Source organism: Staphylococcus pseudoxylosus (assembly GCF_003697915.1).
GTDB lineage: Bacteria > Bacillota > Bacilli > Staphylococcales > Staphylococcaceae > Staphylococcus > Staphylococcus pseudoxylosus.
Genome location: NZ_RCVN01000016.1, coordinates 1 through 25,165, shown reverse-complemented (window position 1 = coordinate 25,165; position 25,165 = coordinate 1). Strand labels below are relative to the sequence as shown.

23 protein-coding genes and 1 other annotated feature are annotated in these 25,165 nt (G+C 36.6%); of the genes, 22 read left to right on the top strand and 1 reads right to left on the bottom strand.

Annotated elements, in window-relative coordinates; genetic code table 11:
* Positions 1 to 104: 104 nt before the first annotated feature.
* From cysE to tuf, 21 genes are all read left to right on the top strand, one after another.
* Positions 105 to 755, top strand: coding sequence for a serine O-acetyltransferase (gene cysE, locus D9V42_RS12885; RefSeq protein ID WP_107554896.1), 651 nt, complete (start codon positions 105 to 107; stop codon positions 753 to 755).
* A complete protein-coding gene (gene cysS, locus D9V42_RS12880) occupies positions 739 to 2,139 on the top strand; it encodes a cysteine--tRNA ligase (protein WP_107554895.1) in 1,401 nt (466 codons plus the stop codon). The genes cysE and cysS overlap by 17 nt, the downstream gene beginning before the upstream one ends.
* 40 nt (positions 2,140 to 2,179) lie before the next feature.
* Positions 2,180 to 2,527, top strand: a complete 348-nt coding sequence (locus D9V42_RS12875; protein WP_167456112.1) for a Mini-ribonuclease 3 — start codon at positions 2,180 to 2,182, stop codon at positions 2,525 to 2,527.
* A gap of 7 nt (positions 2,528 to 2,534) precedes the next feature.
* Positions 2,535 to 3,284: a 23S rRNA (guanosine(2251)-2'-O)-methyltransferase RlmB gene (gene rlmB / locus D9V42_RS12870; protein WP_122065269.1), complete on the top strand. Its 750-nt coding sequence runs from the start codon at positions 2,535 to 2,537 to the stop codon at positions 3,282 to 3,284.
* On the top strand, positions 3,281 to 3,805 hold the full coding sequence (locus tag D9V42_RS12865) for an NYN domain-containing protein (protein WP_017723043.1): 525 nt from the start codon (positions 3,281 to 3,283) through the stop codon (positions 3,803 to 3,805). The genes rlmB and D9V42_RS12865 overlap by 4 nt, the downstream gene beginning before the upstream one ends.
* Positions 3,806 to 3,877: 72 nt before the next feature.
* Positions 3,878 to 4,453, top strand: coding sequence for a sigma-70 family RNA polymerase sigma factor (locus D9V42_RS12860; protein WP_122065267.1), 576 nt, complete (start codon positions 3,878 to 3,880; stop codon positions 4,451 to 4,453).
* A 113-nt stretch (positions 4,454 to 4,566) separates the two neighbouring features.
* Complete coding sequence (gene rpmG / locus D9V42_RS12855; protein WP_122065265.1) at positions 4,567 to 4,710, top strand: 50S ribosomal protein L33; 144 nt, start codon at positions 4,567 to 4,569, stop codon at positions 4,708 to 4,710.
* 130 nt (positions 4,711 to 4,840) lie between these two features.
* Positions 4,841 to 5,020, top strand: coding sequence for a preprotein translocase subunit SecE (gene secE, locus D9V42_RS12850; protein WP_002484168.1), 180 nt, complete (start codon positions 4,841 to 4,843; stop codon positions 5,018 to 5,020).
* Between the two features lie 14 nt (positions 5,021 to 5,034).
* On the top strand, positions 5,035 to 5,583 hold the full coding sequence (gene nusG, locus D9V42_RS12845) for a transcription termination/antitermination protein NusG (protein WP_029377932.1): 549 nt from the start codon (positions 5,035 to 5,037) through the stop codon (positions 5,581 to 5,583).
* Between the two features lie 332 nt (positions 5,584 to 5,915).
* Positions 5,916 to 6,338: a 50S ribosomal protein L11 gene (gene rplK, locus D9V42_RS12840; protein WP_017723040.1), complete on the top strand. Its 423-nt coding sequence runs from the start codon at positions 5,916 to 5,918 to the stop codon at positions 6,336 to 6,338.
* Between the two features lie 228 nt (positions 6,339 to 6,566).
* The gene (gene rplA / locus D9V42_RS12835; RefSeq protein WP_017723039.1) at positions 6,567 to 7,262 is read left to right on the top strand and encodes a 50S ribosomal protein L1; all 696 of its coding nucleotides are present in this window, start codon (positions 6,567 to 6,569) and stop codon (positions 7,260 to 7,262) included.
* An 88-nt stretch (positions 7,263 to 7,350) separates the two neighbouring features.
* Positions 7,351 to 7,498: a sequence feature (ribosomal protein L10 leader region), on the top strand.
* A gap of 76 nt (positions 7,499 to 7,574) precedes the next feature.
* On the top strand, positions 7,575 to 8,084 hold the full coding sequence (gene rplJ, locus D9V42_RS12825; RefSeq protein WP_017723038.1) for a 50S ribosomal protein L10: 510 nt from the start codon (positions 7,575 to 7,577) through the stop codon (positions 8,082 to 8,084).
* 41 nt (positions 8,085 to 8,125) lie between these two features.
* A complete protein-coding gene (gene rplL, locus D9V42_RS12820) occupies positions 8,126 to 8,494 on the top strand; it encodes a 50S ribosomal protein L7/L12 (RefSeq protein ID WP_017723037.1) in 369 nt (122 codons plus the stop codon).
* 267 nt (positions 8,495 to 8,761) lie between these two features.
* Positions 8,762 to 9,370, top strand: a complete 609-nt coding sequence (locus D9V42_RS12815) for a class I SAM-dependent methyltransferase (protein WP_119613540.1) — start codon at positions 8,762 to 8,764, stop codon at positions 9,368 to 9,370.
* Positions 9,371 to 9,568: 198 nt separating this feature from the next.
* Positions 9,569 to 13,120, top strand: coding sequence for a DNA-directed RNA polymerase subunit beta (gene rpoB, locus D9V42_RS12810; RefSeq protein ID WP_017723035.1), 3,552 nt, complete (start codon positions 9,569 to 9,571; stop codon positions 13,118 to 13,120).
* Positions 13,121 to 13,289: 169 nt separating this feature from the next.
* Positions 13,290 to 16,886 carry a DNA-directed RNA polymerase subunit beta' gene (gene rpoC, locus D9V42_RS12805; RefSeq protein WP_167456111.1) on the top strand — a complete coding sequence of 1,199 codons (3,597 nt, stop codon included), beginning with the start codon at positions 13,290 to 13,292 and terminating at the stop codon, positions 16,884 to 16,886.
* Positions 16,887 to 17,118: 232 nt separating this feature from the next.
* Positions 17,119 to 17,373: a ribosomal L7Ae/L30e/S12e/Gadd45 family protein gene (locus D9V42_RS12800; RefSeq protein ID WP_017723033.1), complete on the top strand. Its 255-nt coding sequence runs from the start codon at positions 17,119 to 17,121 to the stop codon at positions 17,371 to 17,373.
* A gap of 94 nt (positions 17,374 to 17,467) precedes the next feature.
* A complete protein-coding gene (gene rpsL, locus D9V42_RS12795; RefSeq protein ID WP_002484156.1) occupies positions 17,468 to 17,881 on the top strand; it encodes a 30S ribosomal protein S12 in 414 nt (137 codons plus the stop codon).
* A 70-nt stretch (positions 17,882 to 17,951) separates the two neighbouring features.
* On the top strand, positions 17,952 to 18,422 hold the full coding sequence (gene rpsG / locus D9V42_RS12790) for a 30S ribosomal protein S7 (RefSeq protein WP_002484155.1): 471 nt from the start codon (positions 17,952 to 17,954) through the stop codon (positions 18,420 to 18,422).
* Positions 18,423 to 18,541: 119 nt separating this feature from the next.
* On the top strand, positions 18,542 to 20,632 hold the full coding sequence (fusA, locus tag D9V42_RS12785) for an elongation factor G (RefSeq protein ID WP_122065263.1): 2,091 nt from the start codon (positions 18,542 to 18,544) through the stop codon (positions 20,630 to 20,632).
* Positions 20,633 to 20,848: 216 nt separating this feature from the next.
* Positions 20,849 to 22,036: an elongation factor Tu gene (gene tuf / locus D9V42_RS12780; RefSeq protein ID WP_122065261.1), complete on the top strand. Its 1,188-nt coding sequence runs from the start codon at positions 20,849 to 20,851 to the stop codon at positions 22,034 to 22,036.
* A gap of 316 nt (positions 22,037 to 22,352) precedes the next feature.
* Here the strand turns inward: tuf and D9V42_RS12775 are convergent, their stop codons facing one another.
* Positions 22,353 to 23,531: a M20 family metallopeptidase gene (locus D9V42_RS12775; protein ID WP_122065277.1), complete on the bottom strand. Its 1,179-nt coding sequence runs from the start codon at positions 23,529 to 23,531 to the stop codon at positions 22,353 to 22,355.
* A 191-nt stretch (positions 23,532 to 23,722) separates the two neighbouring features.
* Here D9V42_RS12775 and D9V42_RS12770 point away from each other — a divergent pair, with 191 nt between their 5' ends.
* On the top strand, positions 23,723 to 24,913 hold the full coding sequence (locus D9V42_RS12770) for a glycine C-acetyltransferase (RefSeq protein WP_107530603.1): 1,191 nt from the start codon (positions 23,723 to 23,725) through the stop codon (positions 24,911 to 24,913).
* Positions 24,914 to 25,165 lie beyond the last annotated feature (252 nt).

Here is a 25,165-nt window from a genome sequence, read left to right as displayed (position 1 = left end):
TTAAACAAGTGGCTGTGTTTAAAATAAGAGTGGAACCGTGCTAAAGCAAAAGCACCTCTAACAATTTTAGTTAGGGGTGCTTTTTTAATAAGGAGGTAGCAACCTTGTTTAAATTTTTAAGAAGAGTTAAAGATGATGTGAATATGGTGTTTGAACAAGACCCAGCTGCGCGTACTACGTTAGAGGTGATTACATCTTATGCAGGTGTACATGCGGTTTGGAGTCATTTGATTGCACATGAACTGTATAAAAAGAAAAAGTATGTTTTAGCTAGACTTATTTCTCAAGTTACACGTTTTTTTACAGGGATTGAGATACATCCAGGTGCCCAAATCGGTAGACGTTTGTTTATAGATCACGGTATGGGCGTAGTCATTGGAGAGACATGTCGTATTGGTGATAATGTAACGATTTATCAAGGCGTTACTTTAGGCGGAACGGGTAAAGAGAAAGGGAAACGACACCCAGATATCGGTGATAATGTATTAATTGCTGCAGGCGCAAAAGTGCTTGGTAATATAACAATTAATGCTAACGTGAATATCGGGGCTAATTCAGTAGTGTTAAATTCAGTACCAAGTTATTCAACTGTAGTAGGTATACCAGGGCATATCGTGAAACAAGATGGCAGACGTATCGGGAAAACGTTTGACCACCGTAATTTACCTGACCCAATTTACGAGCAATTAAAAGAGTTAGAAAAACAACTTGAGAAAACAAGAAATGGAGAGATTCAAGATGATTACATTATATAATACATTAACACGTCAAAAAGAGACGTTCGAACCTATTGAACCAGGTAAAGTGAAAATGTATGTTTGTGGACCAACAGTATATAATTACATCCATATTGGAAATGCAAGACCAGCAATAAACTATGACGTAGTAAGAAGATATTTTGAATATCAAGGCTATGAAGTCATTTATGTATCTAACTTCACTGATGTGGATGACAAATTAATCAAGCGTTCTAAGGAGCTAGATGAATCAGTTGAAACGATTGCGGATCGTTACATCAAAGCGTTTTATGAAGATGTAGGTGCTTTAAATGTAAAAAAAGCAACATCAAACCCACGTGTAATGAATCACATGGACGATATAATCAAGTTTATAAAAGAACTTGTAGATGAAGGTAATGCATATGAAAGTGGTGGCGATGTTTACTTTAGAACACGGAAATTTGAAGATTACGGCAAATTAAGTCATCAGTCACTGAACGACTTAAAAGTGGGCGCACGTATCGAACAGGGTGAACAGAAAGAAGATGCTTTAGATTTCACATTATGGAAAAAGGCTAAACCAGGCGAAATTAGTTGGGACAGCCCATTTGGAGAAGGTAGACCAGGCTGGCACATTGAATGTTCAGTTATGGCATACCATGAACTAGGCGCGACAATTGATATTCACGCAGGCGGAACAGATTTACAATTCCCTCACCACGAAAATGAAATTGCACAGTCAGAAGCACATAACCATGCACCTTTCGCTAATTATTGGATGCATAACGGATTCATTAATATAGATAATGAAAAGATGAGTAAGTCGTTAGGTAACTTTGTATTAGTGCATGACATTATTAAACAAATTGATCCAGACGTTTTACGCTTTTTCATGATTAGTGTGCATTATAGAAGTCCAATTAATTATAATATGGAACTTGTAGAAGCGGCGAAAAGTGGTTTGGAACGTGTGCGTAATAGTTATCAAGCTATTGAAGAACGTGAAGCAATTGCAACAGATGTGGAAGACCAATCTGCATACATTACTGAAATCGACAATATTTTAAACCAGTTTGAAACTGTGATGAACGATGACTTTAATACTGCAAATGCAATTACAGCTTGGTATGATTTAGCGAAATTAGCTAATAAATATGTGTTAGAAAACACTACTTCTGTAAAAGTCTTAGCGCGTTTTAAAGAAGTGTATCAAATATTTAGCGACGTGCTTGGTATCCCATTAAAAGATAAGGCCAACGACGAATTGTTAGATGAGCAAGTTGAAGCTTTAATTGAAGAACGAAACAATGCTCGTAAAGAAAAAGACTTTGCACGTGCTGATGAAATTCGAGACCAATTAAAAGCACAAAACATTATACTAGAAGACACGGCTCAAGGTGTGAGATTTAAACGTGGCTAATATTGACAATAAACTATTAAATCCACTAACACTTGCTTATATGGGTGATGCAGTTTTAGATCAACACGTAAGGGAATATATCGTACTAAAATTAAAAGCAAAACCTAATCGATTACATCAAGAAGCAAAACGCTATGTTTCTGCTAAAAGTCAGGCACAGACGCTTGAATTTTTAATGGAAAACAATTGGTTTACTGAAGATGAATTAGATATCGTTCGTCGAGGCAGAAACGCTAAAAGTTATACCAAAGCTAAAAATACAGATATACAAACATATAGAAAAAGTTCGGGCTTAGAAGCAGTCATTGGCTATTTATATTTAGAAAAAGAACAAACGCGTTTGACTGCTTTATTGGAAAGCGTCGTACAAAATGTAAACGAAAGGTAGTGATAATATGGAAGAGATCGTAATCGTTGGGCGACATGCTGTAAAAGAAGCAATCGTTTCAGGCCATACAATTAATAAAATTTTAATTCAAGATACTATCAAAAAAGGCCAAATCAATGAAATATTAAAAAAAGCAAATAGTAGAAAAATCATAGTTCAATCAGTACCAAAATCAAAAATTGATGGATTATCTGATGCTCCTCACCAAGGGATAGCGGCTTATATCGCACCATATGAATATGCGGATTTTGATGCGTTTTTAGAAAAGCAAAAAGCGCAAGATAAACTATCTACGGTGTTAATACTAGACGGTTTAGAGGACCCTCATAATTTAGGCTCTATCTTGCGAACGGCAGATGCATCAGGCGTTGATGGTATCATCATACCTAAGAGACGTTCAGTAGCATTAACACAAACTGTCGCTAAAGCATCAACTGGTGCCATTCAGCATATACCAGTTATGAGAGTGACAAATTTAGCTAATACAATTGAAACATTAAAAGACAACGGCTATTGGGTCGTAGGTACAGAAGCGGAAAACTCTACAGACTATAGAGAAATGGATGTAGCAATGCCGTTAGCAATCGTTATTGGTAGTGAAGGCCAAGGTATGAGTCGTCTAGTGAAAGACAAATGTGATTTTTACATCAACATTCCGATGGTTGGTCATGTGAACAGCTTGAATGCCTCAGTAGCAGCAAGCTTAATGATGTACGAGGTATTTCGTAAACGTAACAACATTGGAGATAAGGTATGAAGGATAGGTACTTAATCATTGATGGATATAATATGATTGGTTATTCACAGGAGTTGAGCCGTATTGCGCAAGATAATCTTGAGGAAGCACGCGAACAATTGCTTATAGCAATAGCGAATTACAACGCAGTGATTGCAGATGAAGTTGTCTGTGTTTTTGATGCTTATGAGCAATCGGGTGCCCATTCTGAATATATGTACCATGGCGTTAAAACAATATTCACAAAAGAAAAAGAAACGGCAGATAGCTATATTGAACGCTATGTGTACGACTTATATGATAAACATACTCGACACATTACAGTTGTCACGAGTGATATGAGTGAGCAACATGCGATATTTGGTGCTGGGGCATATCGTGTATCTTCACGAGAGATGTGGAGAGACTTAAGAGAAAATGAAGTGTCTGTATCTAAAAAGCTAGATGGCTTTAATGAACAAAAACCACGAACAAGGATAGAGCTTTCAAATGAGATTTTAGAAGAATTTGAAAAACTTAGACGTGGGGATAATCATCAATAACATTATTGCCCACTTGATTTTTGGAGCATAGTCGCTGTATCCTATCTTTACTTTTGAAGAAAGGAAGCTGCTATGTTAGAACCAAACAACCGTGAATTTACAGCCTCAACAAATGCAGAACAAAATATTTTTGAAAAGCATGATTTACCTAAAATATTTACAGCACTTATACCTTTAATTCGTAAAAGGTTAAAACATTTTTCTGTTCATCCAAATGATCAAGAAGATTTGTGTCAAGAGGTGCTAATCAAACTTTTTCAAGCGTTTAGGCATTTTGACTTTAAAGGTACTATACCAATTGAACATTATGTGAATCGTGTTATTAAGAATGTTAAAAATGACTATATTCGTAAGAAGTTCTATGGTTATGAACGGCAAACATTATTGATTAATGAGTTTATAGTGTCCTACAATAATAGTAAGGTGGAACGCCCTATCGACAAGCATATCTTAGCTATAGAAGTAGGAGAATATATCCAACAATGTGTGTTAAACTTAACTAAGTTAGAACAATTGGTTGTCGTTTACTTATTGAAAGATTATAGGCCAAAAGAAATTGCAGAATTATTAGCTGTATCGAAGAAAGTAGTTTACAATGCGATACATCGTTGTAAAATAAAATTAAGACGTCATCTAGATGGTTATTAATTAGAGCAATTCAAAGGATTGTATGGTATGAATAGGTACGCGTTTGAAGATTGACAATTGACTTAGATGTTATGTATAGTAGATTGGTATTATAATGAGTAAGGGGAAGTCTAATGAAAAAAGCACCATTAAATTGCGATGTATGTGGTAGTAGAAATTATAACGTTCCCAAACAAAGTAATCTTGCATCTAGATTAGCATTGAAAAAGTTTTGTTCGAGATGTAATGCACATACGATGCACAAGGAATCAAAATAATATAACGACATATGAAAGTTCACGATTGAGTAAATATGCCCTTCCATTTAAGTTGAGAGTATTGTATTTGCTTGATTTGTTGTATGGAATAAGCAAATAAGGAATAACGAAATATACGGAGGTCTTATAAATGGCTAAAAAAGAAAATTTCTTCCAAGGCGTAAAGTCAGAAATGGAAAAGACAAGTTGGCCAACGAAAGAAGAATTATTTAAATACACAGTCATTGTTGTAGCTACAGTAGTATTTTTCTTAGTGTTCTTCTATGCCTTAGACTTAGGAATTGGTAGAATTATAGAATTAATTAAATAGATAGGAGTGACGACATGTCTGAAGAAGTTGGCGCAAAGCGTTGGTATGCTGTGCATACTTATTCTGGTTATGAGAATAAAGTTAAAAAGAATTTAGAAAAACGTGTTGAATCTATGAATATGACTGAAAAAATATTCAGAGTTGTTATACCAGAAGAAGAAGAGACACAAGTTAAAGATGGCAAAGCCAAAACATTAAGTAAAAAAACTTTCCCTGGTTATGTGTTAGTCGAACTAGTTATGACTGATGAATCATGGTATATAGTAAGAAATACACCTGGTGTAACAGGATTTGTTGGTTCAGCTGGGGCTGGATCAAAACCTAATCCATTGCTTCCTGAAGAAGCACGTTTCATTCTTAAACAAATGGGCATGAAAGAGAAAACAATTGATGTCCAAGTTGAATTAGGTGAGCAAGTGAGAATTAAATCAGGTCCGTTTGCTAACCAAGTTGGAGAAATTCAAGAAATTGAAACCGATAAATTCAAACTTACTGTTCTTGTAGACATGTTTGGTAGAGAAACACCGGTAGAAGTGGAATTTGATCAAGTAGAAAAATTATAAAGGTATATAAGTGCTATAGCACTTATATAAGTAATACTAGACTTGCTAAAGCACGAAGTATTACTTTACATGCGTTAAGAACCCCTAATCATTAAAATGATGAAGTTAGAGGAACACCTGAGCCAGAGCTCATGCATTAAGAACCCCTAATCATTAAAATGATAAGGGGTTCTATAAAAAAACTTACATTTTACCATTGCTTTACGTAATGGATTAATGTTATAATACTGTGGTCGCGCTCATAGAGCGTTCATTTCGTCACGAAATGTAGAAGAGTGGGAGGACAAAACTCAGTCCTGTGACCACATCACGATATCAAGGAGGTGCACATCGTGGCTAAAAAAGTAGAAAAAGTAGTTAAATTACAAATTCCTGCAGGGAAAGCAAATCCAGCACCACCAGTTGGTCCAGCATTAGGTCAAGCGGGTGTGAACATTATGGGATTCTGTAAGGAATTCAACGCACGTACACAAGAAGACGCAGGTTTAATCATTCCGGTAGAAATCAGTGTTTATGAAGACCGTTCATTTACATTTATTACAAAAACACCACCGGCTCCAGTATTACTTAAAAAAGCAGCAGGCGTTGAAAAAGGTTCAGGCGAACCTAATAAAAACAAAGTTGCTACAGTAACTAAAGATCAAGTACGTGAAATTGCGAACCAAAAAATGCAAGATTTAAACGCTTCAGACGAAGAAGCGGCAGTTCGTATCATTGAAGGTACTGCTCGTAGTATGGGAATCACAGTTCAATAATAAAAACATTAATGAATATATAGATTGACGATAGAAGCAGATGACAGAAATGACAAACATGATGACAGCGTTCAATATTGTCGTAATATGAGGGAAAATGTCATTTATTAAGGAATTTAATTCTAAGATAAAACATAATTTAAACCTCTCTGTTATCTGCTCTTAACTTGTGAAAGCAAGTAAATGTGGGAGGAAATTCCGCTAAAACCACTAAAGGAGGAACATGAAATGGCTAAAAAAAGCAAAAGATATCAAGAAGCAGCTAGCAAAATCGATCGCTTAAAACATTACGATGTACAAGAAGCTGTTGAACTAGCTAAAGAAACAAACATTGCTAACTTTGACGCATCAGTTGAAGTAGCATTCCGTTTAGGTATTGATACACGTAAAAATGACCAACAAATCCGTGGAGCAGTAGTGCTACCAAACGGTACTGGTAAATCACAACGTGTATTAGTGTTCGCTAAAGGAGAAAAAGCAGCTGAAGCAGAAGCAGCAGGTGCAGATTTCGTTGGCGAAGGCGAATATGTAGAAAAAATCCAACAAGGTTGGTTTGATTTTGACGTAGTAGTAGCTACACCAGACATGATGGGTGAAGTTGGTAAACTTGGTCGTGTATTAGGACCTAAAGGTTTAATGCCAAACCCTAAAACTGGAACAGTAACTATGGACGTTAAAAAAGCAGTTGAAGAAATCAAAGCTGGTAAAGTAGAATACCGTGCTGAGAAATCAGGTATTGTTCACGCATCAATTGGTAAAACATCATTTGATACAGACAAACTTGTTGAAAACTTCAGAGCTTTACAAGACGTATTAACTAAAGCAAAACCTGCTTCAGCTAAAGGTACGTACTTCAAATCTATTGCTGTAACTACAACAATGGGTCCTGGAGTTAAAGTTGATACTTCAAGCATCAAACTTTAATCTATTAAAATAAAAGTTACTTAGGCTGAAAGTTTATGCTTTCAGCCTTTAAAAAAATATTGACATAGTACATTAATTTAGTTATATTGGTTAATGTATTATTTTACCTAAGACAGTAGGAGTTAGTAATAACTTAAAATTAAATCCTACCGAGGCTAAAATTGACTTGAACGTGAAGAATTTAGATCTTTCAAGCACTTTTTGCCACGGGTAGAAAGTGCTTTTTTTATTGAGTAATACCAAGCGAATACGATTCGTTAATGATTACTTCAAAATTAAAAGCACCAAACTAAAATCTATGGAGGTGTCTAAATGTCTGCTATCATCGATGCAAAAAAACAAGAAGTTGATATTATTGCTGAACAACTTAAAAACTCAGTATCTACAGTTATCGTTGACTATCGTGGTCTAAGCGTTGCTGAAGTAACTGAATTACGTTCACAATTACGTGAAGCTGGTGTTGAGTACAAAGTTTACAAAAACACTATGGTTCGCCGTGCAGCAGAAAAAGCTGGTATCGACGGTTTAGATGAATTCTTAGTAGGTCCTACTGCAGTTGCTACTTCAACAGAAGATGTTGTTGCTCCAGCAAAAGTTATCGCAGGATTTGCAAAAGAACATCAAGCATTAGAAATTAAAACAGGTGTTATGGAAGGCAACGTTATTTCTGCAGAAGAAGTTAACACTGTTGGTACATTACCATCACACGACGGTCTTGTTTCTATGCTACTATCAGTATTACAAGCTCCAGTACGCAACTTCGCTTATGCGGTTAAAGCTGTTGGAGAAGAGAAAGAATCTAAAGAAGAAAGCGCTGAATAATTGCGCATAAACTAATTAAAATTAATGGAGGAATATTAAAAATGGCTAATCAAGAACAAATCATTGAAGCGATTAAAGAAATGTCAGTTTTAGAATTAAACGACTTAGTAAAAGCAATTGAAGAAGAATTTGGTGTAACTGCAGCAGCTCCAGTAGCAGCAGCAGGCGCAGCTGGTGGCGGAGACGCTGAAGCTGAAAAAACTGATTTCGATGTTGAATTAACTTCAGCTGGATCATCAAAAATCAAAGTCGTTAAAGCTGTTAAAGAAGCTACTGGCTTAGGATTAAAAGATGCTAAAGAATTAGTTGACGGAGCTCCTAAAGTAGTTAAAGAAGCTTTACCTAAAGAAGAAGCTGAACAACTTAAAGAAACATTAGAAGAAGCTGGCGCTACAGTAGAATTAAAATAATTTCTGCTGGTTAACAGTTGATAATTATATATGGAAGATAGTTCTTGTAGCTTAATACATTGACTGCTTTGGTACGTTAATATTAAGTGTATCATGGACTATCTGAAATCTTTGAGAAATGAAAACCCCGTTATGACTATAACGGGGTTTTATCTTATTTTATCTATTGCCTATTTTCAATATTTAAATAAAGACTTTAAAGTCGAAATTTAAAATATTTGGGTATATTATTAATCTAAGAAGAATTAGATTAAAAGAGGTGTAGTCATGAGTCATTATTATGATGAAAATCCTGAAGTAGAAAGTGAAGAATCGCTTTTTACGTACTCCTACGATAACCATGATTTAGAACTTGTAACAGATGCTGGTGTATTTTCAAAAGGGAAAATAGATTTTGGGTCTGATTTACTAGTAAAAACTTTTTTGAAAACATATCCCCCTGGTCCTACAAAGAATATCATAGATGTTGGTTGTGGCTATGGCCCTATCGGTTTAATGATTGCGAAAGTTTCCCCACACCACGAAGTGACAATGGTTGATGTGAATCAACGCGCGCTAAATTTATCAAGAAAAAATAAAAAAAGAAACCGTATAGACAATGTTGAAGTTAAAGAAAGTGATGGTTTATCACAAGTAGAAGACAACACGTATGACTTTGTCCTTACTAATCCACCGATTAGAGCAGGGAAAGAAGTTGTACATCGCATTTTGGAAGACGCTTATGTTAAATTAAAACTTGATGGTGAACTTTTTGTAGTAATTCAAAAAAAGCAAGGTATGCCATCTGCAAAGAAAAAAATGCAAGACACATTCGATAACGTTGAAGTATTAGAAAAAAGCAAAGGCTATTACATTTTAAGAAGTGTAAAAGGTTGATTAAGTAGCTGTATTCTGATATAGTAATAGAATGTAAAAAATTATGTTCAATAAGTGTGTACTTTTACGTATAAATTAACAATGTATATAAGGTGAAATAGAAAATGGTGTCATAAGTATGCTACCGTTTTCTTTTTGTCTAATTATATTTGGTGATTTACTAAAAGTAAACACGCAATTTTTGAGGGGTGAATCTGTTTGGCAGGTCAATTTGTCCAATATGGAAGACATCGTAAACGTAGAAACTATGCGAGAATTTCAGAGGTATTAGAATTACCGAATTTAATTGAGATTCAAACTAAGTCTTACGATTGGTTCTTAGAAGAAGGTTTATTAGAAATGTTTAGAGACATTTCACCGATTGAAGATTTCACAGGCAATCTATCTTTAGAGTTTGTAGATTATAGACTCGGAGAACCGAAATATGATTTAGAAGAATCAAAAAACCGTGATACAACGTATTCTGCACCTCTACGTGTTAAAGTGCGTTTAATTATCAAAGAAACTGGCGAAGTAAAAGAACAAGAAGTGTTTATGGGTGATTTCCCATTAATGACAGATACAGGTACATTCGTAATTAACGGTGCTGAACGTGTTATCGTATCACAATTAGTTCGTTCACCATCCGTATACTTCAATGAAAAACTAGATAAAAACGGCCGTACAAACTTCGACGCAACTATTATTCCAAACCGTGGTGCATGGTTAGAATATGAAACTGATGCTAAAGATGTTGTATATGTCCGTATTGATAGAACTAGAAAGTTACCATTAACAGTATTATTACGTGCTTTAGGTTTCTCTACTGATCAAGAAATCGTTGATCTTTTAGGTGAAAATGAATATTTACGTAATACGTTAGAAAAAGATGGTACAGAAAACACAGATCAAGCGCTATTAGAAATCTATGAGCGTTTACGCCCTGGTGAACCACCTACAGTTGAAAATGCTAAGAGTCTTTTATACTCACGTTTCTTCGATCCGAAACGTTATGACTTAGCAAGTGTAGGTCGTTATAAAGCAAACAAAAAACTTCATTTAAAACATCGCTTGTTTAACCAAAAATTAGCAGAACCAATTGTTAATTCAGAAACAGGTGAAATCGTAGCTGAAGAAGGTACAGTACTTGATCGTCGTAATTTAGATGAAATCATGGATGTACTAGAATCAAATGCTAACAGTGAAGTCTTTGAATTAGAAGGTACAGTAATTGATGAACCTGTTGAGATTCAATCAATTAAAGTTTATGTTCCTAATGACGAAGAAGGACGTACAACAACAGTGATTGGTAATGCATTCCCTGATTCAGAAGTGAAATGTATAACTCCAGCAGACATTATTTCATCAATGTCATACTTCTTTAACTTATTAAGTGGTATTGGTTTCACAGATGATATTGACCACCTTGGTAACCGTCGTCTACGTTCAGTAGGTGAATTGTTACAAAACCAATTCCGTATTGGTTTATCAAGAATGGAGCGTGTGGTACGTGAAAGAATGTCTATTCAAGACACAGATTCTGTAACGCCACAACAATTAATCAATATACGTCCTGTTATTGCATCTATTAAAGAATTCTTTGGTAGTTCACAATTATCACAATTCATGGACCAAGCTAACCCATTAGCAGAGTTAACGCACAAACGTCGTTTATCTGCTTTAGGACCTGGTGGTTTAACACGTGAACGTGCTCAAATGGAAGTACGTGACGTTCACTATTCTCACTATGGTCGTATGTGTCCAATCGAAACACCTGAGGGACCAAACATTGGTCTTATCAACTCATTGTCTAGTTATGCACGTGTGAATGAATTTGGTTTCATTGAAACACCGTATCGTAAAGTAGACCTTGAAACAAACAGCATTACTGAGCAAATCGATTACTTAACAGCTGATGAAGAGGATAGCTATGTGGTAGCACAAGCCAACTCTAAATTAGATGAAAATGGTCGTTTCTTAGATGATGAAGTTGTTTGTCGTTTCCGTGGTAATAACACAGTTATGGCTAAAGAAAAAATGGATTACATGGACGTTTCACCAAAACAAGTTGTTTCTGCTGCGACAGCATGTATTCCTTTCTTAGAAAACGATGACTCTAACCGTGCATTGATGGGTGCAAACATGCAACGTCAAGCAGTGCCATTGATGAACCCTGAATCACCATTTGTTGGTACAGGCATGGAGCACGTGGCAGCACGTGACTCTGGTGCAGCAATTGTTGCAAAACGCAAAGGTCGTGTTGAGCACGTTGAATCTAATGAAATCCTTGTTCGTCAACTTATCGAAGAAGATGGCCAAGAATATGAAGGCGAATTAGATCGCTATCCATTAGCTAAGTTCAAACGTTCAAACACTGGTACATGTTACAACCAAAGACCTATCGTTGCTTCTGGTGACGTAGTGACAAGAGGCGAAATTTTAGCTGACGGTCCATCTATGGAACTTGGTGAAATGGCATTAGGTAGAAACGTAGTTGTTGGTTTCATGACTTGGGACGGTTACAACTATGAGGATGCCGTGATCATGAGTGAACGCCTAGTTAAAGATGACGTATATACTTCTATTCATATTGAAGAGTATGAATCAGAAGCACGTGATACTAAGCTAGGACCTGAAGAAATCACACGTGATATTCCAAATGTTTCAGATAGTGCGCTTAAAAACTTAGATGACCGTGGTATTGTATACGTCGGTGCTGAAGTTAATGATGGTGACATCTTAGTAGGTAAAGTAACGCCTAAAGGTGTAACAGAGTTAACTGCAGAAGAACGTTTATTACACGCAATCTTTGGTGAAAAAGCACGTGAAGTCCGCGATACATCATTACGCGTACCTCATGGTGCAGGTGGTATTGTTCTAGATGTTAAAGTCTTTAACCGTGAAGAAGGAGATGACACGTTATCTCCAGGTGTTAACCAATTAGTTCGTGTTTATATCGTTCAAAAACGTAAAATTCACGTAGGAGATAAGATGTGTGGTCGTCATGGTAACAAGGGTGTAATTTCAAAACTTGTTCCTGAAGAAGACATGCCGTATCTACCAGACGGTACACCAATTGATATCATGTTGAACCCTCTAGGTGTACCATCACGTATGAATATCGGACAAGTATTAGAGCTACACTTAGGTATGGCTGCTAAAAACTTAGGTATCCATGTTGCATCACCAGTATTTGATGGTGCGAGTGATGAAGACGTATGGTCAACAATCGAAGAAGCTGGTATGGCTCGTGACGGAAAAACCGTATTATACGATGGACGTACTGGTGAACCATTCGATAACAGAATTTCAGTCGGCGTTATGTACATGTTGAAACTAGCACACATGGTTGACGATAAATTACATGCGCGTTCAACTGGACCATACTCATTAGTAACGCAACAACCGCTTGGTGGTAAAGCACAATTCGGTGGACAACGTTTCGGTGAGATGGAAGTATGGGCACTTGAAGCTTACGGTGCTGCATATACACTTCAAGAAATTTTAACTTACAAATCAGATGATACAGTAGGTCGTGTTAAGACATACGAATCTATTGTTAAAGGTGAAAACATCACTAAACCTGGAGTTCCAGAATCATTCCGAGTATTGATGAAAGAATTACAAAGTTTAGGTCTAGACGTTAAAATCATGGACGAGCATGACAATGAAATTGACATGCAAGACAATGAAGATGATGATGTCGTTGAGCGTAAAGTGGATCTTCAACAAAAAGATGCACCGCAATCACAAAAAGAAGTTACAGACTAATTGCATTTAAGTTTATAAACGAATAAGCCTTGTAGAGATAAAGTCCAATAATGGACTAAGTCTCTACATTGGTTATTCTATTATTGATATAGAGCAATCAATCAATTTGCACAGCTAATCTAAATTGAAGGAGGTAGGCTCCTTGATTGATGTAAATAATTTCCATTATATGAAAATAGGACTTGCTTCACCCGAAAAAATCCGTTCATGGTCTTTTGGTGAGGTTAAAAAGCCAGAAACAATTAACTATCGTACTTTAAAACCAGAAAAAGATGGTCTATTCTGTGAAAGAATATTTGGACCTACAAAAGACTGGGAATGTAGTTGTGGTAAATACAAACGTGTACGTTATAAAGGTATGGTTTGTGACAGATGTGGCGTAGAAGTAACTAAATCTAAAGTGCGCCGTGAAAGAATGGGGCACATTGAATTAGCTGCACCTGTATCTCACATTTGGTACTTCAAAGGTATTCCAAGTCGTATGGGTCTATTATTAGACATGTCACCAAGAGCGTTAGAAGAAGTTATTTACTTTGCTTCATACGTTGTTGTAAATCCAGGTCCAACTGGTTTAGAGAAAAAGACATTGTTATCTGAAGCAGAATTTAGAGAGTACTACGATAAATTCCCAGGCAAATTCACTGCTAAAATGGGTGCTGAAGGTATTAAAGAATTACTTGAAGAAATAGACTTAGATGCTGAACTTAAACATTTACGTGATGAGTTAGAATCAGCTACTGGTCAAAGACTTACACGTGCGATTAAACGTTTAGAAGTTGTTGAATCATTTAGACATTCTGGTAATAATCCAGCTTGGATGATTTTAGACGTACTTCCTATTATTCCACCTGAAATCAGACCAATGGTTCAATTAGATGGTGGCCGTTTCGCAACAAGTGATTTAAATGATTTATATCGTCGTGTTATCAACCGTAATAACCGTTTAAAACGTTTGTTAGACTTAGGTGCTCCTGGCATCATCGTTCAAAACGAAAAACGTATGTTACAAGAAGCTGTTGATGCACTTATTGATAATGGTCGTCGTGGCCGTCCAGTTACTGGACCAGGTAACCGCCCATTAAAATCACTTTCACATATGTTAAAAGGTAAACAAGGTCGTTTCCGTCAAAACTTATTAGGTAAACGTGTTGACTACTCAGGTCGTTCAGTTATTGCAGTTGGACCAAGCTTGAAGATGTATCAATGTGGTCTGCCTAAAGAAATGGCACTTGAGTTGTTCAAACCATTCATAATGAAAGAATTAGTACAACGTGAAATTGCAACAAACATCAAAAATGCGAAAAGTAAAATTGAGCGTATGGATGACGAAGTATGGGACGTATTAGAAGACGTAATTAAAGAACATCCAGTTCTTTTAAACCGTGCACCTACACTTCACAGATTGGGTATCCAAGCATTCGAACCTACATTAGTTGAAGGTCGTGCGATTCGTCTACATCCACTTGCTACAACAGCTTACAACGCTGACTTTGATGGTGACCAAATGGCTGTTCACGTACCATTATCTAAAGAAGCACAAGCTGAAGCGCGTATGTTAATGTTAGCTGCGCAAAACATCTTGAACCCTAAAGATGGTAAACCAGTTGTTACGCCATCACAAGATATGGTATTAGGTAACTATTATCTAACTCTTGAGCGTAAAGATGCTGTGAATACTGGTACGATTTACAATGATACAAATGAAGTACTCAAAGCTTATGCAAATGGTTATGTTCACTTGCATACACGTATTGGTGTACACGCATCATCATTTAACAATCCAACGTTTACTGAAGAGCAAAACAAAAAAATCTTGCTAACTTCTGTTGGTAAAGTAATATTCAATGAAATCATTCCAGATTCATTTGCATATATTAATGAACCAACACAAACGAATTTAGAAAATAAAACGCCGGAAAGATACTTCATTGCACCAACTGAAATTGGTGAAGGTGGATTAAAAGCTTACTTTGATGAGCAAGAATTAATCAAACCATTCAATAAGAATTTCTTAGGAAATGTTATTGCTGAAGTATTTAACCGTTTCAGCATCACTGATACGTCAATGATGTTAGATAGAATGAAAGACTTAGGATTCAAGTTCTCATCTAAAGCAGGTATTACTGTTGGTGTATCTGATATCGTGGTATTACCAGATAAACAAGATATCCTTGATGAACATGAAAAATTAGTTGATAAAGTAACGAAACAATTCAATCGTGGTTTAATCACTGATTTTGAACGTTACAATGCTGTAATTGAAATTTGGACTGATGCAAAAGACCAAATTCAAAACGAATTAATGGGATCACTTGAAGAAACGAACCCAATCTTCATGATGAGTGACTCTGGTGCCCGTGGTAACGCATCTAACTTTACACAGTTGGCTGGTATGCGTGGACTTATGGCCGCGCCATCTGGTGAGATTATTGAATTACCAATCACTTCATCATTCCGTGAAGGTTTAACGGTATTAGAATACTTCATCTCTACTCACGGTGCGCGTAAAGGTCTTGCCGATACAGCGCTTAAGACTGCCGATTCAGGTTACCTTACGCGTCGTCTTGTTGACGTGGCTCAAGATGTTATCGTCCGTGAAGAAGATTGTGGTACTGACCGTGGCTTACTTGTTTCTGATATCAAAGAAGGTACAGAAATGATTGAACCATTCATCGAACGTATTGAAGGTCGTTATTCTAAAGAAACAATCCGTCATCCAGAAACAGATGAGGTCATTGTTAACCCAGATCAATTAGTTACACCAGACATCGCTAAGAAAATCACAGATGCAGGTATAGAGGAAATGTATATCCGTTCAGCATTTACATGTAATACACGTCATGGTGTATGTGAAAAATGTTACGGTAAAAACCTTGCGACTGGTGAAAAAGTTGAAGTTGGTGAAGCAGTTGGTACAATTGCTGCCCAATCAATTGGTGAGCCAGGTACACAGCTTACAATGCGTACATTCCATACAGGTGGTGTAGCAGGTAGCGATATCACACAAGGTCTTCCTCGTATCCAAGAGATCTTCGAAGCACGTAATCCTAAAGGTCAAGCCGTGATTACTGAAATCGAAGGTGTCGTTGATGACATCAAACTTGCTAAAGACCGTCAACAAGAAATCGTAATTAAAGGTGCTAACGAAACGAAATCTTATCTAGCTTCTGGTACTTCAAGATTGAAAGTAGAAGTTGGACAAGGCGTTGAACGTGGAGAAGTACTTACTGAAGGTTCAATCGAACCTAAGAACTATTTATCTGTTTCAGGTTTAAATGCAACAGAAAGCTATCTATTAAAAGAAGTTCAAAAAGTTTACCGTATGCAAGGTGTTGAAATCGACGATAAACACGTTGAAGTTATGGTAAGACAAATGTTACGTAAAGTACGTATCATTGAAGCAGGAGATACTAAACTATTACCTGGTTCATTAGTAGATATTCATAGCTTTACTGATGCTAACCGTGAAGCGTTCAAAGAACGTAAACGTCCTGCAACAGCTAAACCAGTATTACTAGGTATCACGAAAGCTTCTCTTGAAACTGAAAGCTTCTTATCAGCAGCTTCATTCCAAGAAACAACTCGTGTACTTACAGATGCAGCAATCAAAGGTAAACGTGATAACTTACTCGGACTTAAAGAGAACGTTATTATCGGTAAATTGATTCCAGCTGGTACAGGTATGAGACGTTATAGAGACGTTGAATACGACAAAGCAACACCAGATACTGAAATTATTGAAGAAGTTCAAACTACTGAAATATAATATTTAGTATGCAATAAACAGAGAGTCCGGGATGTTAATAAATATCTCGGGCTCTTTAATGCTATTGACTATAGAAGTGGAACAAGGAATCACAGTTGAAATTGTGGTTTCTATCCGACTTCTGATATTTTTAAAATTTTTATTGAAAAGTACGAATAAAAGTTGACTCAGCAGTACTGAAAGTGTTATTATTATTAAGGTTGATGCAAGCAGAACTTTGGAGGATATTTTGATGTCTAATGAAAAAGTTGCACGCTTTAACAAACAACATCATGTCATTGGTCTTAAACAAACGCTCAAAGCTTTGAATAGAGATCAAGTTACATCATTGATTATCGCTGAAGACGTTGAGATTCATCTTATGACTCGCGTGTTAAGCCAAATCAATCACAAACACATGCCTGTTTCATTTTTCAAAAGCAAAAAGGCTTTAGGAGAATATGTAGGTATAAACGTTAGTGCAACCATTGTTGCATTATTAAAATGAGATTAGTAAGAATCATTCTTACTAAATTTTATTTACCCTTAAAATGAACCACCTGGATGTGTGGGATTATAAATGAAGAGAGGAGGAACATTCAATGCCAACTATTAACCAATTGGTACGTAAACCTAGACAAAGTAAATCTAAAAAATCTGATTCACCAGCATTAAATAGAAACTTTAACAGTAAAAAGAAAAAATTTACTGACTTAAATTCTCCACAAAAACGTGGTGTTTGTACTCGTGTAGGAACAATGACACCTAAAAAACCTAACTCCGCGTTACGTAAATATGCTCGTGTTCGTTTGTCTAACAACATTGAAATCAATGCGTACATTCCTGGTATCGGACATAACTTACAAGAACACAGTGTTGTACTTGTACGTGGTGGACGTGTAAAAGACTTACCTGGTGTGCGTTACCATATTGTACGTGGTGCACTTGATACTTCAGGTGTTGATGGACGTAGACAAGGCCGTTCATTATACGGAACTAAAAAACCTAAAAAATAAGTTTAAGATTGCGTAAATTTTCGCTATAAACTAAAGAATTATATTATAATCGGAAGGGAGGATTTATATTATGCCTCGTAAAGGATCAGTACCAAAAAGAGACGTATTACCAGATCCAATTCACAACTCTAAATTAGTTACAAAATTGATCAACAAAATTATGTTAGACGGTAAACGTGGAACAGCACAAAGAATTCTTTATTCTGCATTCGACTTAGTTAAAGAACGTAGTGGTCGTGAAGCAGTTGAAGTATTTGAAGAAGCTATCGATAACATTATGCCAGTATTAGAGGTTAAAGCTCGCCGTGTTGGTGGCTCTAACTATCAAGTACCAGTAGAAGTTCGTCCAGAACGTCGTACTACATTAGGTCTTCGTTGGTTAGTTAACTATTCACGTCTTCGTGGTGAAAAAACTATGGAAGAACGTTTAGCTAACGAAATCTTAGATGCTGCTAACAACACTGGTGGCGCAGTTAAGAAACGTGAAGACACACACAAAATGGCTGAAGCTAACAAAGCATTCGCTCACTATCGCTGGTAGGATAGTAGCTGTTTCCCTGAACATGTTCCATATTGGTAGATTACTATCACAGGTTCGTGTTTAGGGCATCGCCATATTTATAGTATTTATTCGCAGTTATACTGGAAGGAGAAAAATACATGGCTAGAGATTTTAGTTTAGATAGAACACGTAATATCGGTATCATGGCTCACATCGATGCTGGTAAAACAACTACGACTGAACGTATTCTTTACTATACTGGACGTATCCATAAAATTGGTGAAACACACGAAGGTGCTTCACAAATGGACTGGATGGAACAGGAGCAAGATCGTGGTATCACTATCACATCTGCAGCAACAACAGCACAGTGGGATGACCACCGTGTAAACATCATCGATACACCTGGACACGTAGACTTCACTGTAGAAGTTGAACGTTCACTACGTGTACTTGATGGTGCAGTAACAGTACTAGATGCTCAATCAGGTGTTGAACCTCAAACTGAAACAGTTTGGCGCCAGGCAACAACTTATAGCGTACCTCGTATTGTTTTCGTAAACAAAATGGACAAATTAGGAGCTAACTTCGAATACGCAGTAAGCACTATCCATGACCGTTTACAAGCAAACGCACAACCAATCCAATTACCAATTGGTGCGGAAGACGAATTTGAAGCAATCATCGACTTAGTTGAAATGAAATGTTTCAAATACAACAATGACTTAGGAACTGAAATTGAAGAAATTGAAATTCCTGAAGATCATAAAGAAAGAGCTGAAGAAGCTCGTTCAACATTAATTGAAGCAGTAGCTGAAACTAATGATGAATTAATGGAAAAATATCTTGCTGATGAAGAGATTTCTGTCTCTGAATTAAAAGATGCTATCCGTGAAGCTACAAACAACATTGAATTCTATCCAGTTCTTGTTGGTACAGCTTTCAAAAACAAAGGTGTTCAATTAATGCTTAACGCAGTAATTGATTACTTACCATCACCGTTAGACGTAAAACCAATCGTTGGTCACCGTGCTGACAACCCAGAAGAAGAAGTTATCGCAAAAGCTGATGACAATGCTGAGTTCGCTGCTTTAGCGTTCAAAGTAATGACTGACCCTTATGTTGGTAAATTAACATTCTTCCGTGTTTACTCAGGTACTTTAACATCAGGTTCTTACGTTAAAAACTCTACGAAGAACAAACGTGAACGTGTAGGTCGTTTACTACAAATGCACGCTAACTCTCGTCAAGAGTTAAACACAGTATATTCAGGAGATATCGCAGCTGCGGTAGGTCTTAAAGAGACTGGTACTGGTGATACTTTATGTGGTGAGAAGAATGACATCATCTTGGAATCTATGGATTTCCCAGAACCTGTTATTCACTTATCAGTTGAACCTAAATCTAAAGCAGACCAAGACAAAATGACTACAGCTTTAGTTAAGTTACAAGAAGAAGATCCAACATTCCATGCACACACAGACGATGAAACTGGACAAGTTATTATCGGTGGTATGGGTGAACTTCATTTAGATATCTTAGTAGACCGTATGAAGAAAGAATTTAACGTTGAATGTAACGTTGGTGCACCAATGGTTTCATACCGTGAAACATTTAAAGCATCAGCTGAAGTTCAAGGTAAATTCGCTCGTCAATCAGGTGGTCGTGGTCAATATGGTGACGTTAAAATTGAATTCTCACCTAATGAAACAGGTGGCGGTTTCGAATTCGAAAACGCTATCGTTGGTGGTGTCGTTCCTCGTGAATACATTCCATCAGTTGAAGCAGGTCTTAAAGATTCAATGGAAAACGGTGTATTAGCTGGTTATCCTTTAATTGATGTTAAAGCTAGATTATTTGATGGTTCATACCATGATGTCGATTCATCTGAAATGGCCTTCAAAATTGCTGCATCATTAGCGCTTAAAGAAGCTGCTAAAAAATGTGATCCAGTTATCTTAGAACCAATGATGAAAGTTACAATCGAAATGCCTGAAGAGTACATGGGTGACATCATGGGTGACGTAACATCTCGTCGTGGACGTGTTGATGGTATGGAACCTCGTGGTAATGCACAAGTTGTAAATGCTTTTGTACCACTTTCAGAAATGTTCGGTTATGCAACTGCATTACGTTCTAACACTCAAGGTCGCGGTACTTATACAATGTACTTTGATCACTATGCTGAAGTTCCAAAATCAATTTCTGAAGAAATTGTTAAGAAAAACAGTGGCAATAAAGCCGAATAATTAAACTTGTTTTGTGCGACAACTGTCTGTACAATACACATAAAGCTTAATTATGTAGCTTATTGTTTTATCAATTGATTTTTTGGGAAAAATGCATTATAAAGGTACTGTATGGTCCTTTATTTCCAAATTATAATCCATCTTCTCATGATGGTGAGAAACTGTCATGAGAGATAAATTAAAAATAATTTTCTAACGAATAGGAGAGATTTTATAATGGCTAAAGAAAAATTTGACCGCTCAAAAGAACATGCCAATATTGGTACTATTGGTCACGTTGACCATGGTAAAACTACTTTAACAGCTGCTATCGCAACTGTATTAGCAAAAAATGGTGATTCTGTAGCACAATCATATGACATGATTGACAACGCTCCAGAAGAAAAAGAACGTGGTATTACTATTAATACTTCTCACATTGAGTACACTACTGGAAAACGTCACTATGCGCACGTTGACTGCCCAGGTCACGCTGACTATGTTAAAAACATGATCACTGGTGCTGCACAAATGGACGGAGCTATCTTAGTAGTATCTGCTGCTGATGGTCCAATGCCACAAACTCGTGAGCACATCCTTTTATCACGTAACGTTGGTGTACCAGCATTAGTTGTATTCTTAAACAAAGTTGACATGGTTGACGATGAAGAATTATTAGAATTAGTAGAAATGGAAGTTCGTGACTTATTAAGCGAATATGACTTCCCAGGTGACGATGTACCTGTAATCTCTGGTTCAGCATTAAAAGCACTTGAAGGCGACGCTGACTATGAGCAAAAAATCTTAGACTTAATGCAAGCAGTTGATGATTTCATCCCAACTCCAGAACGTGATTCTGACAAACCATTCATGATGCCAGTAGAGGACGTATTCTCAATCACTGGTCGTGGTACTGTTGCTACAGGCCGTGTTGAACGTGGTCAAATCAAAGTCGGTGAAGAAATCGAAATCATTGGTATGCAAGAAGAGTCAAGCAAAACAACAGTTACTGGTGTAGAAATGTTCCGTAAATTATTAGACTACGCTGAAGCTGGTGACAACATTGGTGCATTATTACGTGGTGTTTCTCGTGATGACATCCAACGTGGTCAAGTTTTAGCTGCTCCTGGTACTATTACACCACATACTAAATTCAAAGCGGACGTTTACGTTTTATCAAAAGATGAAGGTGGTCGTCATACTCCATTCTTCACTAACTACCGCCCACAATTCTATTTCCGTACTACTGACGTAACAGGTGTTGTTACTTTACCAGAAGGTACTGAAATGGTTATGCCTGGCGATAACGTTGAAATGGACGTTGAATTAATTTCTCCAATCGCTATTGAAGACGGTACTCGTTTCTCTATCCGTGAAGGTGGACGTACTGTTGGATCAGGCGTTGTTACAGTAATCAACGAATAATATAGATTTCTATCTTTGATAGAATTTTTAAAGCCTCCTTCGGGAGGCTTTTTTTATGGAAAAGCACAGGGCCGCAATATGGACCTTGTGCTTTGTTTATTTATGACTAAGGTAATAGAGGAAAAGCACAAGGCCGCAATATGGACCTTGTGCTTTGTTTATTAAATATAAAGGTATACATTTGCCTACACAAATGCATAAGACTTACTATTCAGTTTTACTGAATAGTAAGTCTATAAAGTCATTTTATGACTAAGGTAATAGAGGTACGCCTGAGCAAAAGCTCATGCATAAAAGCACCTTAGTCATTTTATGACTAAGGTGCTTTAAAAATTACTTTTTCGAGTTCTAATATTTTTAAGAATTCGCTTGTTGCGTATTTCATCGCTTTTTCATCAATGTTAAAACATGGGCTATGATGCGGATGAATAGTATCAATTTCAGGATTACCACACCCAGTTAAAAAGAATGCGCCTGGACGTACTTTTAAATAGTGTGAGAAATCTTCACCAATCATCATTAAATCTGATTCATTGAATCTTAAGTTCATATCATTAGCGGCCTGTTTCACTACTTCATAGTTATCTTGATGGTTGTGTACAGGTAAATAACCTTTAATGTAGTCAAAGTTATACGTTATGTCATTAGCTACGGCTAAACCTTTAAGCAACTTCTCCATTTTAGTCATAACATGAGTTTGAATTTCTGTATCAAATGTACGTACAGTCCCTTTGCAAAATGCAGAATCTGGAATAATATTATCCGCAGAACCTGCTTGGACCATGCCAAAACTAATTACAGCTTGCTTTACAGGATCTATAGTACGAGAAACAATTTTTTGTGCACTCATAATGAATTCTGCCATGATCACGACAGGATCTATCGTTTCTTGTGGTTTAGCACCGTGCCCACCTTTACCTTGGATTGTAATGCTAAACTCATCAGGAGAAGCCATTAATGCACCAGGACGCGAATAAATCGTACCTGTAGGATATCCAGACCATAAATGATTGCCATATATCTTATCGACATCTTGTAAACAACCATCATCAATCATCTCTTGAGAGCCACCTGGCATAATTTCTTCGCCATATTGAAAGATTAATACCACATCACCATTTAAAGAGGTTAAGTGATTTTCAATAATCTCTGCAACACCTAATAAGATTGCAGTATGACCATCATGACCACATGCATGCATGACGCCAGGATTTTTAGATTTATAGTCTACTTCTGTTAATTCATCTATAGGTAGTGCATCAAAATCTGCACGAAGCGCAACGGTAGGTCCATCACCGTGACCTTTAAATGTAGCTACGATACCATTACGTCCTACAGGAGTACGAATTTCACATGATAATTGACTTAATTGGTTAAGTATAAAGTCACGTGTGTGGTATTCCTCAAATGATAATTCGGGATATTGATGGAGGTAACGTCGAATTTGTACCATTCTACTTTCTTTTTGTTGTGCTAGTTGAAACCAATCAAACAACTTCAACCCTTCTTCCTTAAACATTTTCCACTATTATACCACTTAATAATGTACAACTGTAGGTGCAATTGATAATAGACAAATTATGTTGTGGGAAACGCATTGTGCCGTGTGTTTATAATGCTTTCCACTTTTATTAAAATAGGTTATGATTGATTTGAAAACTAAGATAATTCAAAGGGGGACTTGCAGTGGTTCAGTCACTACATGGCTTTTTAGATGAAAATATTCAATATTTAAAAGATAACGGATTATATAATGAAATAGATACAATTGAAGGTGCAAATGGCCCTGAAATTTCTATTAACGGGAAAAATTATGTAAACTTATCTTCCAATAACTATTTAGGACTAGCAACAGACGAGGACTTGAAGCAAGCAGCAAAAGATGCAATCGATACACATGGGGTTGGTGCCGGTGCGGTACGTTCAATCAATGGTACCTTAGATGTGCATGATGAATTAGAACAAACACTTGCAGAGTTCAAAGGAACTGAAGCAGCTATTGCATATCAATCAGGATTCAATTGTAATATGGCAGCTATTTCAGCAGTTATGAACAAAAATGATGCTATTCTGTCAGATGAATTAAATCATGCTTCTATTATTGATGGTTGTCGTTTATCTAAAGCGAAGATTATTCGCGTTAACCACTCAGATATGGCAGATTTACGTGCTAAAGCGAAAGAAGCTGTAGAATCAGGTCAATATAATAAAGTAATGTATATCACTGATGGTGTATTCAGTATGGATGGTGATGTAGCTAAGTTACCAGAAATCGTTGAAATTGCAGAAGAATTTGGCTTAATTACTTATGTCGATGATGCTCATGGTTCAGGCGTAATGGGTAAAGGTGCGGGAACAGTTAAGCATTTTGGATTACAAGATAAGATTGATTTCCAAATTGGTACGTTATCAAAAGCAATAGGTGTTGTTGGCGGATACGTAGCAGGTACTCAATCACTAATTGATTGGTTAAAAGCACAATCTAGACCATTTTTATTCTCAACATCATTAGCTCCTGGAGATACAAAAGCAATTACAGAAGCTGTGAAGAAATTAATGGCATCTACTGAATTGCATGATAAACTTTGGGAAAATGGCAATTATTTAAAAGAAGGATTACAAAAATTAGGCTTCGATATCGGTAACTCAGAATCACCAATCACACCTGTAATTATCGGTGATGAGAAGGAAACACAAGCGTTTAGTAGTCGCTTGAAAGATGAAGGCGTCTACGTGAAATCAATCGTCTTCCCAACAGTTCCTAAAGGTACTGGTCGTGTACGTAATATGCCTACAGCAGCTCACACAAAAGAAATGTTAGATAAAGCTTTAGCTGCTTTTGAAAAAGTTGGTAAAGAACTAGGCACAATTAAATAATAATTGATCAAGCCACGTATTAAAGATGTGCTTGATTGAATTAATGGGAACGGGCAGGATTCTAGTTACAATACTAAGAATGCTGTCTCGTTTTATTTTAATATATAATAGCCAAACACATGTTGCGATGTGATATTGAGTGGAGCACCTGAGCAAAGGCTCATGAGTAAGAACCACTAACTAACGAAAGCGGAACACCTGAGCAAAAGCTCATGTGTAAGAACCACTAACTAACGAAAGTGGAACACCTGA